At 66.4% G+C, this 14,896-nt stretch carries 13 protein-coding genes; 9 read left to right on the forward strand and 4 right to left on the reverse strand.

Annotated features, from left to right (window positions below; all coding sequences use genetic code 11):
* Window positions 1-45: 45 nt before the first annotated feature.
* Together DCM79_RS01190 and DCM79_RS01195 are read left to right on the forward strand one after the other, a co-directional pair.
* Window positions 46-1,308, forward strand: coding sequence for a cytochrome P450 (locus DCM79_RS01190; protein WP_257178152.1), 1,263 nt, complete (start codon window positions 46-48; stop codon window positions 1,306-1,308).
* A 65-nt stretch (window positions 1,309-1,373) separates the two neighbouring features.
* Entirely contained in the window at window positions 1,374-2,648 is a 1,275-nt protein-coding gene (locus DCM79_RS01195; protein ID WP_257178153.1) for a cytochrome P450, read from the forward strand.
* Window positions 2,649-2,958: 310 nt separating this feature from the next.
* On the opposite strand, the gene DCM79_RS01200 is transcribed toward DCM79_RS01195, so the two are convergent.
* A complete protein-coding gene (locus DCM79_RS01200; RefSeq protein ID WP_257178154.1) occupies window positions 2,959-3,879 on the reverse strand; it encodes a LysR substrate-binding domain-containing protein in 921 nt (306 codons plus the stop codon).
* A 125-nt stretch (window positions 3,880-4,004) separates the two neighbouring features.
* Here DCM79_RS01200 and DCM79_RS01205 point away from each other — a divergent pair, with 125 nt between their 5' ends.
* The 4 genes from DCM79_RS01205 (at window position 4,005) to mdlC (ending at window position 8,943) form a co-directional block, all read left to right on the forward strand.
* Window positions 4,005-5,174: an acyl-CoA dehydrogenase family protein gene (locus DCM79_RS01205; protein WP_257178155.1), complete on the forward strand. Its 1,170-nt coding sequence runs from the start codon at window positions 4,005-4,007 to the stop codon at window positions 5,172-5,174.
* 9 nt (window positions 5,175-5,183) lie between these two features.
* On the forward strand, window positions 5,184-6,287 hold the full coding sequence (locus DCM79_RS01210; RefSeq protein ID WP_257178156.1) for a CaiB/BaiF CoA-transferase family protein: 1,104 nt from the start codon (window positions 5,184-5,186) through the stop codon (window positions 6,285-6,287).
* A gap of 14 nt (window positions 6,288-6,301) precedes the next feature.
* Window positions 6,302-7,153 carry a MaoC family dehydratase N-terminal domain-containing protein gene (locus DCM79_RS01215; RefSeq protein ID WP_257178157.1) on the forward strand — a complete coding sequence of 284 codons (852 nt, stop codon included), beginning with the start codon at window positions 6,302-6,304 and terminating at the stop codon, window positions 7,151-7,153.
* A gap of 167 nt (window positions 7,154-7,320) precedes the next feature.
* A complete protein-coding gene (mdlC, locus tag DCM79_RS01220; protein ID WP_257178158.1) occupies window positions 7,321-8,943 on the forward strand; it encodes a benzoylformate decarboxylase in 1,623 nt (540 codons plus the stop codon).
* A gap of 99 nt (window positions 8,944-9,042) precedes the next feature.
* Here the strand turns inward: mdlC and DCM79_RS01225 are convergent, their stop codons facing one another.
* Entirely contained in the window at window positions 9,043-9,819 is a 777-nt protein-coding gene (locus tag DCM79_RS01225; protein WP_257178159.1) for an SDR family NAD(P)-dependent oxidoreductase, read from the reverse strand.
* Between the two features lie 76 nt (window positions 9,820-9,895).
* On the opposite strand from DCM79_RS01225, the gene DCM79_RS01230 reads away from it, so the two are divergent.
* The gene (locus DCM79_RS01230) at window positions 9,896-10,351 is read left to right on the forward strand and encodes a MarR family winged helix-turn-helix transcriptional regulator (protein ID WP_257178160.1); all 456 of its coding nucleotides are present in this window, start codon (window positions 9,896-9,898) and stop codon (window positions 10,349-10,351) included.
* Window positions 10,352-10,538: 187 nt separating this feature from the next.
* Here DCM79_RS01230 and DCM79_RS01235 read toward each other — a convergent pair whose 3' ends face one another.
* Entirely contained in the window at window positions 10,539-11,333 is a 795-nt protein-coding gene (locus tag DCM79_RS01235) for an SDR family oxidoreductase (protein ID WP_257178161.1), read from the reverse strand.
* A 66-nt stretch (window positions 11,334-11,399) separates the two neighbouring features.
* On the reverse strand, window positions 11,400-12,095 hold the full coding sequence (locus DCM79_RS01240; protein ID WP_257178162.1) for a hemolysin III family protein: 696 nt from the start codon (window positions 12,093-12,095) through the stop codon (window positions 11,400-11,402).
* A 178-nt stretch (window positions 12,096-12,273) separates the two neighbouring features.
* Between DCM79_RS01240 and DCM79_RS01245 the strand changes: the two genes are divergently transcribed.
* Window positions 12,274-13,743 (forward strand): YcjX family protein, encoded by a 1,470-nt coding sequence (locus tag DCM79_RS01245; protein ID WP_257178163.1) that lies wholly within the window; start codon window positions 12,274-12,276, stop codon window positions 13,741-13,743.
* Window positions 13,740-14,768: a YcjF family protein gene (locus DCM79_RS01250; protein ID WP_257178164.1), complete on the forward strand. Its 1,029-nt coding sequence runs from the start codon at window positions 13,740-13,742 to the stop codon at window positions 14,766-14,768. Before DCM79_RS01245 ends, DCM79_RS01250 begins: the two co-directional genes overlap by 4 nt.
* Window positions 14,769-14,896 lie beyond the last annotated feature (128 nt).

Genomic DNA, 14,896 nt, shown 5'->3' on the forward strand with positions numbered 1-14,896 from the left:
GCAGAATTCAACGAGAACGCGCGGTTCGTGCCAGGGAGAACGGTCATGCATGGGACCATGAGCGCGGCCAAGCTCGACGCATTGCGCGATCGCGCCAGTTCGTTGCCGCTGGAGCAATTCGATCCGGGCGATCCTGAATTGTTCAGGACCGATACGTTCTGGGCCTATTTCGATCGCCTGCGCCGGGAAGACCCCGTGCATTATTGCAAGGACTCGATGTTCGGACCGTACTGGTCGGTAACCCGCTACAACGACATCATGGAGATCGAGACCAACCATTCGGTGTTCTCCTCGGCCTCCGCGCTCGGCGGCATCACCATCCGCGACATCGATCCGGACCTGCGCCGCGAGAGCTTCATCTCGATGGATCCGCCGCGTCATGCGGCGCAGCGCAAGACCGTGGCGCCGATGTTCACGCCGACGCACCTCGACAATCTCGCGCTCAACATCCGCAAGCGCTCGGCCGAGTGCCTGGACAACCTGCCCCGCGGCGAGGTGTTCGACTGGGTCGACCGTGTCTCGATCGAGCTCACGACGCAGATGCTGGCGGTGCTGTTCGACTTTCCCTGGGAGGACCGCCGCAAGCTGACGCGCTGGTCCGACATCGCCACCACGATTCCCGGCCCCGACGGCCTCGTTGCCACCGAGGACGAGCGGATGGCCGAGCTGACGGAATGCGCGGCCTACTTCTCCCGGCTGTGGAAGGAGCGCAGCGAACAACCGCCGAAGAGCGACCTGCTCTCGATGATGGCGCATGGCGCCGCGACGCGCGACATGGATGCAAAGAACTTCCTCGGCAATCTCATCCTTCTGATCGTCGGCGGCAACGACACCACGCGCAACACCATGTCGGGCTCGCTTCTCGCGCTGAGCCAGCATCCGGAGCAATATCGCAAGCTGCGCGAAAATCCCGCGCTGCTCGACAGTTTCGTCCCGGAGGTGATCCGCTGGCAGACGCCGCTGGCGCATATGCGCCGCACCGCGCTTTCCGACTTCGAGTTCCGCGGCAAGCAGATCAAGAAGGGTGACAAGGTCGTGATGTGGTACGTCTCGGGCAACCGCGACGAGGAGGCGATCGAAAAGCCCTACGATTTCATCATCGACCGCGCCCGCCCGCGCACCCATCTGTCCTTCGGCTTCGGCATTCACCGCTGCGTGGGCTTGCGGCTTGCCGAACTCCAGCTCAAGATTATCTGGGAAGAGATCCTTGGGCGGTTCGACCATATCGACGTGGTCGGCGAGCCCAAGCGGGTCTATTCGAGCTTCGTTAAGGGTTTGGAAGAGCTGCCGGTGAAGATTGCGGCTTAGGACATCTCCCTCTCCCCGTTCTTGCGGGGAGAGGCGAAGTGAAGAGAAACACTGGAGCCACGACGATGAACATCCAAGCGCCGGTTAAGGTGGACAAGGCCGAACGCATGCGCAGGGCCCGCGAGGAGGCCTATGCGACGCCGCTGTCGCAATTCCATCCCGGCGCGCCCCGGCTGTTCCAGGACGACACGCTGTGGCCCTGGTTCGAGCGGCTGCGCAAGGAGGAGCCGGTGCATTACTGCACCAACGCGCCGATCGAGCCCTATTGGTCGGTGGTGAAGTACAACGACATCATGCATGTCGACACCAATCACGGCATCTTCTCCTCGGATTCGACGCTCGGCGGCATCTCGATCCGAGACGTGCCGCAAGGCTACGACTGGCCGAGCTTCATCGCGATGGACCAGCCCAGGCATTCGGCGCAGCGCAAGACGGTGTCGCCGATGTTCACGCCGACGCATCTGGACGAGCTCGCCAAGCTGATCCGCCAGCGCTCGCAGACCGTGCTGGACAATCTGCCGCGCAACGAGACCTTCAACTTCGTCGAGCGCGTCTCGATCGAGCTGACGACGCAGATGCTGGCGACCTTGTTCGACTTCCCCTGGGAGGAGCGGCGCAAGCTGACGCGCTGGTCGGACGTCTCGACCGCGCTGCCCAAGAGCGGCATCGTCGCCTCCGCCGAAGAGCGCCGCCGCGAGATGGACGAGTGCTACGCCTACATGTCGAGGCTGTGGAACGAGCGCGTCAACTCGGAGCCGCGCAACGATCTGCTGTCGCTGATGGCCCATAACGACGCCACGCGCCACATGGATCCCGACAACCTCATGGGCAACATCATCCTGCTCATCGTCGGCGGCAACGACACCACGCGCAACACCATGACCGGCTCGGTGCTGGCGCTGAACGAGAACCCGGAGCAGTACGACAAGCTGCGCGCCAATCCGGAGCTGATCGACTCCATGGTGCCCGAGGTGATCCGCTGGCAGACGCCGCTGGCGCATATGCGGCGCACCGCGCTGGTGGACACCGAGATCGGCGGCAAGCCGATCCGCAAGGGCGACCGCGTCGTGATGTGGTACGTCTCCGGCAACCGCGACGAGGAGATGTTCGACAGGCCGAACGAGTTCATCATCGACCGTCCGCGCCCGCGCACCCATCTCTCCTTCGGCTTCGGCATCCACCGCTGCGTCGGCATGCGCCTCGCCGAGCTGCAGCTCAAGATCGTCTGGGAGGAGATGCTGAAGCGCTTCGACCGCATCGAGGTGGTCGGCGAGCCCAAGCGGATCTATTCCAGCTTCATCAAGGGCTATGAGACGCTGCCGGTGCGGATTCCGGGGTAGGCGCGCTACTACGAAGGCTTTGAAGTCAGGCTGCTTCATCACCCTCCGCTGTCATGCTCCGCGAAGGCGGAGCATCCAGTACGCCGCAGCCTCTCGGTTCCAGCCGCGTCGCCTCTGGAATACTGGATTGCCCGCCCCTGTGCGCAATTGCGCACTAGGCGGGCAATGACACCGAGGGCGAGGCGAAGAGCGCATGGCCCCTGATGCACGGCAGGCTCCACACGCCTTCCGGCTATAAAATTCCGGCATGACAGCTCGCGCCAGATGCGAAGGCAAGTGGGCGCCTGACTGTTCTACGACATGGGCACATCTAACTCAATTTGATGTCCCACACGCCGTCCTTGCGGCAGGCGGCGACTTCCTCGCGCAGGAGGGCCGTGACGGCGAGCGAGGCCGTCGAGACCGGCCGGTCGATCGGAGAAGCGAAAATGAGCTCGCGCGTCATCGGCTTCGAGACGGAAGCGGTTTCCAGCCGTCCCTCCGCGACCTCGCCATGGACCGAGGACGGCGGCAGCAGCGCGAAGCCGAGGCCCTCCTCGACGAGGCTCGTCAGCACGCGGAAGGAATCCGCCTCGAGCTGGACGTTGAGCTTGATCTTGCGCTGGGCGGCGGCGTGCTCGATCAGCGCGCGGAGGCCGTGGGAGTGAGAGGGCAGCACCAGCCGTTGCCGCAGCAGCCAGCCGACATCGACGCTCTTCTTGCGCGCCAACCCACAGCCGCGCGGCCCGACCGCGACGATGTTGTCGCGCCCGAGGCTCTCCACGTTGAGGTGCAGGTCGGCGGAGCGGCCGTAGAGGATGGCGAGGTCCATCTCGCCGCGATGCAGCCATTCGACCAGATGGCCGCTGTAGCTCTCGACGATGCGCAGCGAGATGCCGGGAAACTTTTCGACGCAGCGCCGCGCAAAGCGCGCCGACAGCACGCAGCTGACGGTCGGAACGAGGCCGAGCACGACTTGGCCCGAAGGCGGCCCCTGGGACGACTGGATGTCGTCGCGGATCTGGTCGATCTGCCGCACGATGCCGGAGGTGCGCGCCAGCAGCAGCCGGCCGGCCTCGGTCAGCACCATGCCGCGGCCATTGCGGGTGAACAGTTCGGTGCGCAGCTCGTGTTCCAGCAGCTTGATCTGCCTGGAGAGCGCCGGCTGTGCCACGCGCAGCGTGTCGGACGCCTTGGACAGGCTGCCGAGCTCTGCCACGCAACTGAAGGTCCTGAGCTGCCGGAAATCCATGCTTGCCAATCCTGGAAGGCTACTCCATACGCTATAGCAAATGAGCATAGGGGGCTGGCGTTGTTTTCACAACGCCTTGGGATCGGCCGGCGTTATCTTAACTGCCGCTACCAACGGGAAACGCCATGAGCGATGAACACCACACTGAAGATTACGCCGACATCCGCGACGCCGTCGCCAAGCTCTGCGCGCAGTTTCCCGGCGAATATTGGCGCAAGCTCGATCGCGAGATGGCCTACCCGAAGGCCTTCGTCGATGCGTTGACTGCGGCCGGCTATCTCTCGGTGCTGATCCCCGAGGAATATGGCGGCGCGGGCCTGAAGCTGTCGGCCGCGGCGGCGATCCTCGAAGAGATCCAGCGTGCGGGCTGCAATGGCGGCGGTTGCCATGCCCAGATGTACACGATGGGTACCGTGCTGCGCCACGGCAACGCCGAGCAGAAGGCCAAGTACCTGCCGAAGATCGCGAGCGGCGAGTTGCGCCTGCAAGCCTTTGGCGTCACCGAGCCGACCAGCGGCACCGACACCTCCTCGCTGAAGACCTTCGCACGCAAGGACGGCAACGACAGCTACATCGTCAACGGCCAGAAGATCTGGACCAGCCGCGCCGAGCATTCCGACCTGATGGTGCTGCTGGCGCGCACCACGCCGAAGGAGCAGGCCAAGAAGCGCACCGACGGCCTGTCGGTGTTCATCGTCGACATGCGCGAGGCCAAGAACAACGGCCTGGAGATCCGCCCGATCCGCACCATGATGAACCACGCCACCACCGAAGTGTTCTTCACCGACATGAAGGTGCCGGCTGAGAACCTGATCGGCGAGGAAGGCAAGGGCTTTCGCTACATCCTCTCCGGCATGAACGCCGAGCGCATCCTGATCGCAGCCGAATGCGTCGGCGACGCCAAATGGTTCATCGCCAAGGCGACCAACTACGCCAAGGAGCGCAGCGTGTTCGGACGGCCGATCGGCCAGAACCAGGGAATCCAGTTTCCGATCGCCAAGGCCTACGCCTCGATGCGCGCGGCCGAGCTGATGGTGAAGGAAGCCACGCGGAAATATGAGGCTGGCCTGGACTGCGGCGCCGAGGCCAACATGGCCAAGATGCTGGCGGCGGACGCGTCCTGGGAAGCGGCGAATGCCTGCATCCAGACCCATGGCGGCTTCGGCTTTGCCGAGGAATACGACGTCGAGCGCAAATTCCGCGAGACGCGGCTCTACCAGGTGGCGCCGATCTCGACCAACCTCGTGCTGTCCTTTGTCGCCGAGCACGTGCTCGGCATGCCGCGCTCGTATTGAGGTCCGGCCATGGGAGCACTTGACGGGATCAGGGTGATTGCGGTCGAGCAGGCGGTGGCGGCGCCGTTCTGCTCCTCGCGCCTGGCCGATGCCGGCGCCGAGGTGATTAAGATCGAGCGGCCCGAGGGCGATTTCGCCCGCGGCTATGACGCGGCGGCCAAGGGCCAGAGCAGCTACTTCGTCTGGCTCAACCGCGGCAAGCAATCGGCGGTGGTCGATCTCACGACGACGGAAGGCCGCGCCGAGCTGGAGAAGCTGATCGCCGGCGCCGACGTGCTGATCCAGAACCTCAAGCCGGGCTCGATGGACAAGCTCGGCTTCTCCCGCGAGCGGCTGTTGAAGGACTATCCGAAGCTGATCTCCTGCACCATCACCGGCTATGGCGACGAGGGTCCCTACGCGCATCGCAAGGCGTATGACCTGTTGATCCAGGCCGAGAGCGGGCTCGCCTCGATCACCGGCAATCCCGATGGCGCCTCGCGCGTCGGCATGTCGATCGTCGACGTCGCCACCGGCGCCACCGCGCATGCGGCGATCCTCGAGGCGCTGATCGCGCGCGGGCGCACCGGCAAGGGCGCCGATATTCGCATCTCCATGTTCGACGTGATGGCGGACTGGTGCACCGTGCCGCTGCTGAACTCCGAAGCGGGCAATCCGCCGAAGCGGATGGGCCTGCGCCATCCCTCGATCGCGCCCTACGGCGTGTTCACCTCGAAGGACGGCAAGGACATCCTGATCTCGATCCAGAGCGAGCGCGAGTGGAAGACGCTCTGCGCCAAGGTGCTGGATCAGCCCGATTTGCCGGCCGATCCCCGCGTCGCCAATATGGTCGAGCGCGTGCGCAACCGCGACTTCACCGACACGATTGTGGCGGAGGCTTTCGGCAGGATGACGCGTGACGAGTTGCTGAAGCGGCTGTCGGATGCCGACATTGCATTCGCCGAGGTCAACACCATGGCCGACCTCGCCAAGCATCCGCATCTGCGCCGCATCGAGGTGGACACGCCGCAGGGACGTGTCAGCTATCCCGCGCCGGCGCCGATCGTCGTCGGCGAGACGCGCAGCTATGGCGCCGTGCCCGCGATCGGCGAAAATCCGCAGTCCAAGAAGTAACAGAGCGAGGCGTCATGACCGAGAAGCTCGACATCGATCATTTGCGGCAATGGATCGGCCGCAGCACGGAGGCGACCGACATCGTCACCGCGCAGCTCGTCATGGGCCTGCGCGCGACGCTGTTCCAGGACGTCGGCGAGCCCAGGAAGGGCGACGCCGCGCCGTTCACGGTGCATTGGTGCCTGGCGCAGCCGGTGTTTCCGATGTCGATGCTCGGCCCCGACGGCCACCCCACCCGCGGCGGCTTCCTGCCGCCGGTGCCCCTGCCGCGCCGGATGTGGGCCGGCGGCGAGATCGAGTTCCTGCAGCCGCTGCGCGTCGGCGACGAATCGACCCGGACCTCGCGCATCGCCGATGTGCAGGTGAAGTCAGGCTCCACCGGCACGCTGTGCTTCGTCTCGGTCGAGCACAGCATCTCTTCCCCGCGTGGCACCGCCATCCGCGAGCGGCAGGATATCGTCTATCGCGAGATGACCAGCAGCGCGCCGGCGGGCGCGAAGGCCCCGCCTCATCCGCCGAAGGCGCAGCACCGCGAGACCCATGTGTCGGATCCCGTGCTGCTGTTCCGCTATTCCGCCCTGACCTTCAACGGCCACCGCATCCATTACGACCGCGACTACGTCACCAAGGTCGAGGGTTATCCGGGCCTGATCTTCCACGGGCCGTTGCAGGCGGCGCTGATCATCGAGATGGCGGCGCGCTTGCGTGGCGGCAAGGCGCCGAAGAAGTTCACCTATCGCGGGCTGCAGCCGTTGTTCGAGGGCACGGAGTTCTCGGTCAACGCCAACGAGCTAGAGGCGGGCATGGAGCTGTGGACCGCGAACGCGGAGGGGCAGCCGACGATGAAGGGCACGGCGGTGTGGTAGCTCCGTCCGCATCGTTGCGAACAGCGATGTGGGAAGTTAGACCCTCACCCTGAGGAGCGCGCCCTTCGCGCGCGTCTCGAAGGGCGAGGCCACCAGCCGGGCCTTCATCCTTCGAGACGCGCGAAGACGCGCTCCTCAGGATGAGGAACAAGAAGGGGACGGAAACCATGGCCAAGAACGGCAAGACCGGCAGCAAGTCCGTCACCGTCAAGCAGGCGACGCTCGACCTCTTGCGCGGCTTCGGCATCGACCGGGTGTTCGGCAATCCCGGCTCGACCGAGCTGCCGTTCCTGTCCGACTGGCCCGACGACATCGACTACGTGCTGGCGCTGCAGGAGGCTTCCGCCGTCGGCATGGCCGACGGCTACGCGCAGGCGACGCGGAATGCCGGCTTCGTCAATCTGCATTCGGCGGCCGGCGTCGGCAACGCGCTCGGCAACATCTATACTGCGCATCGCAACCAGACCCCGCTGGTGATCACTGCGGGTCAGCAGGCGCGCTCGATCCTGCCCTTGCAGGCGTTCCTCTACGCCGAACGCGCCTCGGAATTCCCGCGGCCTTACGTCAAATACAGCGTCGAGCCGGCGCGGCCGGAGGACGTGCCGGCCGCGATCGCGCGGGCCTATTACACCGCGATGCAGCCGCCGTGCGGGCCGACCTTCGTGTCGATCCCGATCGATGATTGGGCTCACGCCACCCCCCCCGTGGAAGCGCGCAAGGTCAGCCGCGAGATCGGCCCCGAGCCTGACGCGATGAAGGCGCTGGTTGCCGCGCTCGCCAGCGCAAAGCACCCTGCCCTCGTGGTCGGCCCCGGCGTCGACCGCGCCGGCGCGGTGGACCTCATGGTACGCGTGGCCGAGAAGGCCAAGGCCAGCGTCTGGGTCAGCCCGTTCTCGGCGCGCTGCTCCTTCCCCGAGCGCCACCCGCAATTCGCCGGCTTCCTGCACGCTTCGCCCGCGCAGCTGTCCGACGCGCTGCGCGCGCACGACCTCGTCGTCGTGATCGGCGCACCGGTGTTCACCTTCCATGTCGAGGGCCATGCCGCGATCTTCGACGGCGGCGCGACGATCTTCCAGATCACGGACGATCCTGACGCGGCGGCGGTGACTCCGGTGGGCACCAGCATCATCGCCACGATGAAGCCGGCTCTCAGCCTGCTGCTTGACCTGCTCCCCGAGAGCAAGCGCACCACACCCAAGGGCCGCACGCTGCCGCCGGCGCCGCAGGCCGGCGATCCGCTGCCGGTCGAGTTCCTGCTGCATTCGCTGTCGCAGGCGATGCCGGACGGCGCCTCGCTCGTCGAGGAGGTGCCCTCGCACCGGCCGGCCATGCAGAAGTTTCTGCCCATGCCCGGCCAGGACAGTTTCTACACCATGGCGAGCGGCGGCCTCGGCTATTCGCTGCCCGCCGCCGTCGGCATGGCGCTCGGCAAGCCGAAGCAGCGCACGGTGTGCCTGATCGGCGACGGCTCGGCGATGTATTCGATCCAGGCGCTATGGACCGCCGCGCAGCGCAACCTGCCGCTCACCATCGTCGTCATCAACAATTCCGGCTACGGCGCGATGCGCTCGTTCAGCCAGGTGATGCAGGTGCGGGGCGTGCCCGGGCTGGAGCTGCCGGGGATCGATTTCGTCCGGCTCGCCGAAGGCATGGGCTGCCATGCGGTGCGGGTGAGCAAGGCGACGGAGCTGGGCGAAGCGCTGAAGCACGGCATGGCGTTCGAGGGCACGAGCCTCGTCGAGGTCGTGGTGGATTCAGCGGTGCCGGTTCTGTACGGGCAGAAGCATTGAGGCGCCGGTAGCCCGGATGGAGCGCAGCGCAATCCGGGTTCATGCCACAAGCGAGTCGGCCCCGGATTACGCTGCGCTCCATCCGGGCTACGATCACTACTACGACGCCAGAAATCCCCCGTCCGCCGCCAGCACGTGGCCAACTACGTAGGATGACGCATCCGACGACAGCCACACCACGGCCTCCGCCACCTCCTCCGGACTCCCCATCCGCCGCAGCGGCAGGCCGGCGCTGACGGTTGCGACGTCGCCGACGCCGGCGCGCAGCATCATGTCGGTGACGACACGGCCGGGCGCGATGGCGTTGATGCGGATGCCGCGCGGGGCGTTCTCCAGCGCCACTGAACGCGTCAGCGAGATCGCGGCGGCCTTGGAGGCCGAATAGAGCGAGAAGCCGGGATTGGGATTGCGCACGCCGCTGACGGAGGCGTTGACCACGATGCTGCCGCGCCCCCGCGCCAGCATGACAGGCAATTGGTGGCGCAGGCACAGGAACAGCGCGCGGACATTGGTGTCGAACACGCTGTCGTAGATCTCGGTGCCCTGCTCCTCCAGCGGCGCGCGACGCTCCTGGAAGCCGGCATTGTTGAAGGCGACGTCGAGCCGACCGCAGCGTTCGACGGCGGTGCGGATCAGCCGTTCGACCTCGTCCTCGCGCGTGATGTCGGTCTTGAGCGCAATCGCCTCCGTGCCGAGCTCGCGGCACGAGGCGGCGGTCGCCGCGATCTCGGCCTCGCGCCGGCCGGCAACCAGGACCGCTTCGGCACCCTCGGATGCCATCCGCAGCGCGGTGGCGCGGCCGATGCCGCTGCCGCCACCGGTGACCAGACAGACCTTGCCCTTCATTCGCTGACCTGCCGGCAAAGCTCCGCTCATGGTCCACTCCAAAACGCTTGCGCGCGCCGTTGCGCCCATATAGTTGTATGATACAACTATATGCCGGGAGTCAAGGATGACGGAGCTTGCGCTGATCGACGACATCCGTGCCGCCTCGCGGTTGATGGTGCGCGAGCTCGGCTTCATGGATGCGACGGTGGCAGCGTCGGACTATCCGCCGTCCGCCGTCCACACCATCCTGGAGATCGGCATCCGCGGCCCCATGACCTCGGGCGAGCTCGGCGATTTCCTGCGTCTGGAGAAATCCAGCGTCAGCCGCCTGGTGCGCAAGTTGATCGATTGCGGCGAGCTGCGCGAGACACCGGACGAGACGGATGCACGCAGCAAGAGGCTTTCGCTCACCGCAAAGGGCCGGCGCACGCTGGAGGCGCTGCACGCCTTCGGCCGTCAGCAGGTACGCGGCGCGCTGGCGGCGCTGACGGACGCCGAGCAGCGCAAGGTGCGCGAGGGCATGATGCTCTACGCGCGGGCGCTGCGGGCGAGCCGGGTGGAGGATGAGGCGGCTGCCTAGTCACCGGTGTCGTCCCCGCGAAGGCGGGGACCCATACCGCGTGATTGATCGATCAGTGCAGGTATCAGTCCCGCGGTACGACACCATCAGTCTTCGCCAAACTTCTCCCTGTGGCTATGGGTCCCCGCCTTCGCGGGGACGACAGCGAGTGTTTAGCGCGAGTGTGGCTCAAACGCGTGTTCCTTCCCTACTTCCCGAACTCTTCCCGCATCCTGGCCTGGATCTTGGCCATGCCACCGATCCAGCGGTCGTAATTCTCGGTCTTCTTGCGCATGTAGCCGAGCACCTGGGGGTGCGGCAAGATCAGGAAGGTTTCCTGCTCGAGGCCGGCGAGCACGTCTTTCGCCACCTGCTCCGGCGTCAGGTCGCCGTCGCCGGATTGCGGACCCTTGGGGATCGAGCGCAGCATGTTGGTGTCGACGCCCTGCGGGCAGAGGATCGAGACCTTGATGTTGTGGGCCTTGTGCGAGATCGCGAGATTCTCGGCAAAGCCGACCGCGGCGTGCTTGGTCGTGGAATAAGCGGGGCTGCCGACCTGCGACAACAGCCCAGCGGCCGAGATGGTGTTGAGGAAATAGCCGCCGCCGCGCGCCTTCATGCGGGGCACGAGATGCCGCGCCGCATAGACATGCGCCATGACGTGGATCGCCCAGCTGCGCTGCCAGGGCTCGTCCGAGGCGCCGCCGGCATTCTCCGACATCGGATCGAAGCCGCCGCCGATGCCGGCATTGGAGCAGAACAAATCGATGGGACCGAACTGCCGTTCGGTTTCCTCGATGACGTGCGCGATGTCCTTCTCCTGCGCGACGTCGCATTTGAAGGCGGCGCCATCCACCATCGCGGCGACCGCCCTGGCATTGGCGGCGTCCATGTCCGCGACGACGATCTTGGCCGCGCCCGCGTTATGAAACGCCTCGCACAGCGCCTTGCCGATGCCGTTTGCGCCGCCCGTGACGACCACGACCTTGCCGGTCACCTGCATGCGACGTCTCCTCTTGTCTCATACCGCTTGACGCCGCGCGCACTTATTCCGCGGCGCGGGGCTTGCTCAGCTCAACACGAGGTCGAGCACCGCGGTATAATGGCATGCCGCGCCGGCCAACACAAAGCCGTGCCAGATCGCATTCTGGAAGCGCAGCCGCCGCCAGGCGTGGAAGATCACGCCAAAACTGTAGAGCAGTCCGCCGGCCAGGATGAAGCCCAGCGCCAGCGCCGGCAGCGCCCGGACCACGGCGTCGTAGAGCATCACCCCGCTCCAGCCCATCGCAAGATAAATGCCGACCGAGACGCGGTCGAAGCGCCCGGGGTAGCAAAGCTTCAGCACGATTCCTGATATGGCCACGCACCAGACGCCGGCGAGCAGCACCAGCGCGAAGCCGCTGTCCTTCACCTCCAGGATGAACGGCGTGTAGGTCGCTGCGATCAGGAGATAGATCGCGGAATGGTCGAACCGGCGCAGCAGCCATTTGGCCGGCGACACCGGCCAGAGGTTATAGGTCGCCGACAGCACCAGCATCGAGAGCAGGCCGGCGATGTAGATCGAGACGCCGACGACGTCGGTCGCGTCGGCATAGATCGCCGTCAGCACCACCAGCACGGTGGCCGCGACGATGCCGGCGAGCACTCCGATCGCGTGGACGACGCCGTCGGCGATGAGTTCGGCGCGGTCGTAGTGCCAGCCCATGGCGTCGGCCGCGGCGTGGACAGAGCTGGAGGCAAGCTGTTTCAGTTGGAAGACGGTCATGGCAATCCGCAAAAAGAGGTGATGCCCTCTGCTATGGGTGTTTCGGGATCGGCGCGTCGTTCAAACGGCTGATTCTCCGACAAAGGCGGTGGAAGTATGGAGCTTGATTTTCCTCACGCAATTGCCACTTTTGTGAACGGCCGCACATTCCTCCCGCCCCGGATCCTCTAACGTTCAGATGGCATTCAGTTTCCAGGATATGGTCGAAGAAGCGCGGCTGTCCGCGCAGGCGCTGATCGACTATGGCGAGCACTTCTTCAATCCGACGGTGCGGTTAGGCGTTACCGGCCTGTCGCGGGCGGGCAAGACCGTGTTCATCACCGCGCTGATCCACGGCCTCACCCGTGGCGGCCGGTTTCCGGTGTTCGAAGCCTATGCCTCGGGCCGGATCGCGCGGGCGCATCTGGCGCCGCAGCCCGACGATGCCGTGCCGCGCTTTGCCTATGAGAGCCATCTGCACGCGCTGGTCGAGGAGCGGCGCTGGCCGAACTCGACCGTCGACATCAGCGAGCTCCGGCTCGTGATCGAGTACCAGCGCCCGAACGGCGCCGACCGCACGCTGACGCTCGACATCGTCGACTATCCCGGCGAATGGCTGCTCGACCTGCCATTGCTGCAGAAGAGTTTCGAGCAATGGTCGGCGGAGAGCCTCGCCTTGTCGCGCGAGGCGCCGCGCGCGCATCTCGCCGGCGAATGGCACGCCCATCTCGCAACGCTCAAGCCCGAGGGGCGCGAGGACGAGCAGGCGACGCTCGCCGCTGCGAAGCTCTTTACCGATTATTTGCGCGCCTGCCGCGACGAGCGCTTCGCGATGAGCCTGCTGCCGCCCGGCCGCTTCCTGATGCCCGGCAATCTCGCAGGCTCCCCCGCGCTGACCTTCGCGCCGCTCGACGTGCCCATCGGCGGCCAGGCGGGCGAGGGATCGCTGTGGGCGATGATGGTGCGCCGTTATGAGGCCTACAAGGACGTCGTGGTGCGGCCGTTCTTCCGCGATCATTTTGCCCGGCTCGACCGCCAGATCGTGCTGGCCGATGCGCTGTCGGCGTTCAACTCCGGCCCCGAGGCGCTGCACGATCTCGAAGCCGCACTGGCCGGCATTCTCGATTGCTTCAACATCGGCCGCAGCACCCTGCTCTCCAGCCTGTTCCGGCCGCGCATCGACCGCATCCTGTTCGCCGCCACCAAGGCAGACCATCTGCATCATTCCAGCCACGACCGGCTCGAGGCCGTGCTGCGCCGCGCCGTCTCGGGCGCGGTTGCGCGCGCGGAAAGCACCGGTGCCTCCATCGACGTGGTGGCGCTGGCCGCCGTGCGCGCCACGCGGGAAGCGCAGGTCGCGCGCGGCCGCGACAAATTGCCGTCGATCCTGGGAACGCCGGCCGCCGGCGAAAGCGCGGGCGGCGAGTTCTTCGACGGCAACACGGAAGTGGCAACCTTTCCGGGCGACCTGCCCTTGGACCCCGAGCCGCTGTTCAACGGTACGGATGCGTTCCGCGGCCTTGCGACCGAGGCTGCCGAGAGAAGCGATTTCCGCTTCCTGCGCTTCCGTCCGCCAACACTCGAGCGGGACGGCACCGAGCCGCCGACGCTGCCACACATCCGCCTCGACCGCGCCCTGCAGTTCCTGATCGGAGACAAGCTCGCATGAACGACCGATCGAAGCCACGGCGGCCGGCGACGTTCCGGCTCGACGATCCCGGCGTCGTCGTCACCGAAGCCGACGAGACGGCACGGCTCGGCCGCGCCACCATCCAGATCACGCCCGAGCACGATCCCCAGGCGCTGCCGGTGCCGATCGAGGCGGCGCGGCCGGCGCGGCGCGGCTTTCCCTGGGGCACGCTGTTCTGGTCGGGGCTTGCCGGGCTGACGCTGCTCGGCACCGGGCTCGCCGTGGTCCATCTGATCGAGGATCTGTTCGCGCGGAGCGAAACGCTCGGCTTCGTCGGCCTCGCTTTCGCCTCCGTCACCGCGCTGGCGCTGGCCGTGGTGATCGGACGCGAGGCGTTCGGCCTCGCGCGTCTTGCGACGATCGAGAAACTGCACGAGCGCGCAGCGACCGTCCTTGCCAGCGACGACCGCAAGGAGAGCCGCGTCATCGTGCAGGATCTGCTCAAGATCGCGCACCAGAACCCGCAGCTGGCGCGCGCCCGCGCGACGCTGGAGAGCCATGCCGGCGAGATCATCGACGGCGCCGACATGATCCGGCTCGCCGAGCGCGAGTTGATGTCGCCGCTCGATGCGGAGGCGCGGCGGCTGGTGTCGTCGGCCGCGCAGAAGGTCTCGATCGTGACCGCGGTGAGCCCGCGCGCCGCGATCGACGTGCTGTTCGTGTTCGTCGCCGCGCTGCGCCTGATCCGCCAGCTCGCTTTTCTCTATGGCGGCCGCCCCGGCGCGCTCGGCATGATCCGCCTGCTGCGCCACGTCATTGCCCATCTCGCCATCACCGGCGGCATGGCCGCGAGCGACAGCCTGGTGCAGCAGGTGCTCGGCCACGGCATCGCGGCGAAGCTGTCGCAGCGGCTCGGCGAAGGCGTGCTGAACGGCTTGCTGACGGCGCGGCTCGGCCTCGCCGCGATCGACGTCACGCGCCCGCTGCCGTTCGCCGCACTGCCGCCGCCGAAGCTGTCGGACCTGGCGAGCGATCTGCTGCGAAAGAAGGACGAGGAAGAGTAGCCTCTCTCTTCGCCTCTTCGGGGAGAGGGAGAAGAGGGCTAGTATCGTAGGGTGGGCAAAGGCGCACTTGCGCCGTGCCCACCATCTCCCTCGATCGCAAAAGCTGCGTGGGCACGCTTCGCTTTGCC

Source organism: Bradyrhizobium sp. WBOS07 (assembly GCF_024585165.1).
GTDB classification, from domain to species: Bacteria; Pseudomonadota; Alphaproteobacteria; order Rhizobiales; family Xanthobacteraceae; genus Bradyrhizobium; species Bradyrhizobium japonicum_B.

Bases quoted from the DNA above. Each gene is read 5' to 3' on its own strand.
- DCM79_RS01190 (WP_257178152.1), top strand. From the start codon at position 46: ATGCATGGGACCATGAGCGCGGCCAAGCTCGACGCATTGCGCGATCGC.
- DCM79_RS01195 (WP_257178153.1), top strand. From the start codon at position 1,374: ATGAACATCCAAGCGCCGGTTAAGGTGGACAAGGCCGAACGCATGCGC.
- DCM79_RS01200 (WP_257178154.1), bottom strand. From the start codon at position 3,879: ATGGATTTCCGGCAGCTCAGGACCTTCAGTTGCGTGGCAGAGCTCGGC.
- DCM79_RS01205 (WP_257178155.1), top strand. From the start codon at position 4,005: ATGAGCGATGAACACCACACTGAAGATTACGCCGACATCCGCGACGCC.
- DCM79_RS01210 (WP_257178156.1), top strand. From the start codon at position 5,184: ATGGGAGCACTTGACGGGATCAGGGTGATTGCGGTCGAGCAGGCGGTG.
- DCM79_RS01215 (WP_257178157.1), top strand. From the start codon at position 6,302: ATGACCGAGAAGCTCGACATCGATCATTTGCGGCAATGGATCGGCCGC.
- mdlC (WP_257178158.1), top strand. From the start codon at position 7,321: ATGGCCAAGAACGGCAAGACCGGCAGCAAGTCCGTCACCGTCAAGCAG.
- DCM79_RS01225 (WP_257178159.1), bottom strand. From the start codon at position 9,819: ATGAGCGGAGCTTTGCCGGCAGGTCAGCGAATGAAGGGCAAGGTCTGT.
- DCM79_RS01230 (WP_257178160.1), top strand. From the start codon at position 9,896: ATGACGGAGCTTGCGCTGATCGACGACATCCGTGCCGCCTCGCGGTTG.
- DCM79_RS01235 (WP_257178161.1), bottom strand. From the start codon at position 11,333: ATGCAGGTGACCGGCAAGGTCGTGGTCGTCACGGGCGGCGCAAACGGC.
- DCM79_RS01240 (WP_257178162.1), bottom strand. From the start codon at position 12,095: ATGACCGTCTTCCAACTGAAACAGCTTGCCTCCAGCTCTGTCCACGCC.
- DCM79_RS01245 (WP_257178163.1), top strand. From the start codon at position 12,274: ATGGCATTCAGTTTCCAGGATATGGTCGAAGAAGCGCGGCTGTCCGCG.
- DCM79_RS01250 (WP_257178164.1), top strand. From the start codon at position 13,740: ATGAACGACCGATCGAAGCCACGGCGGCCGGCGACGTTCCGGCTCGAC.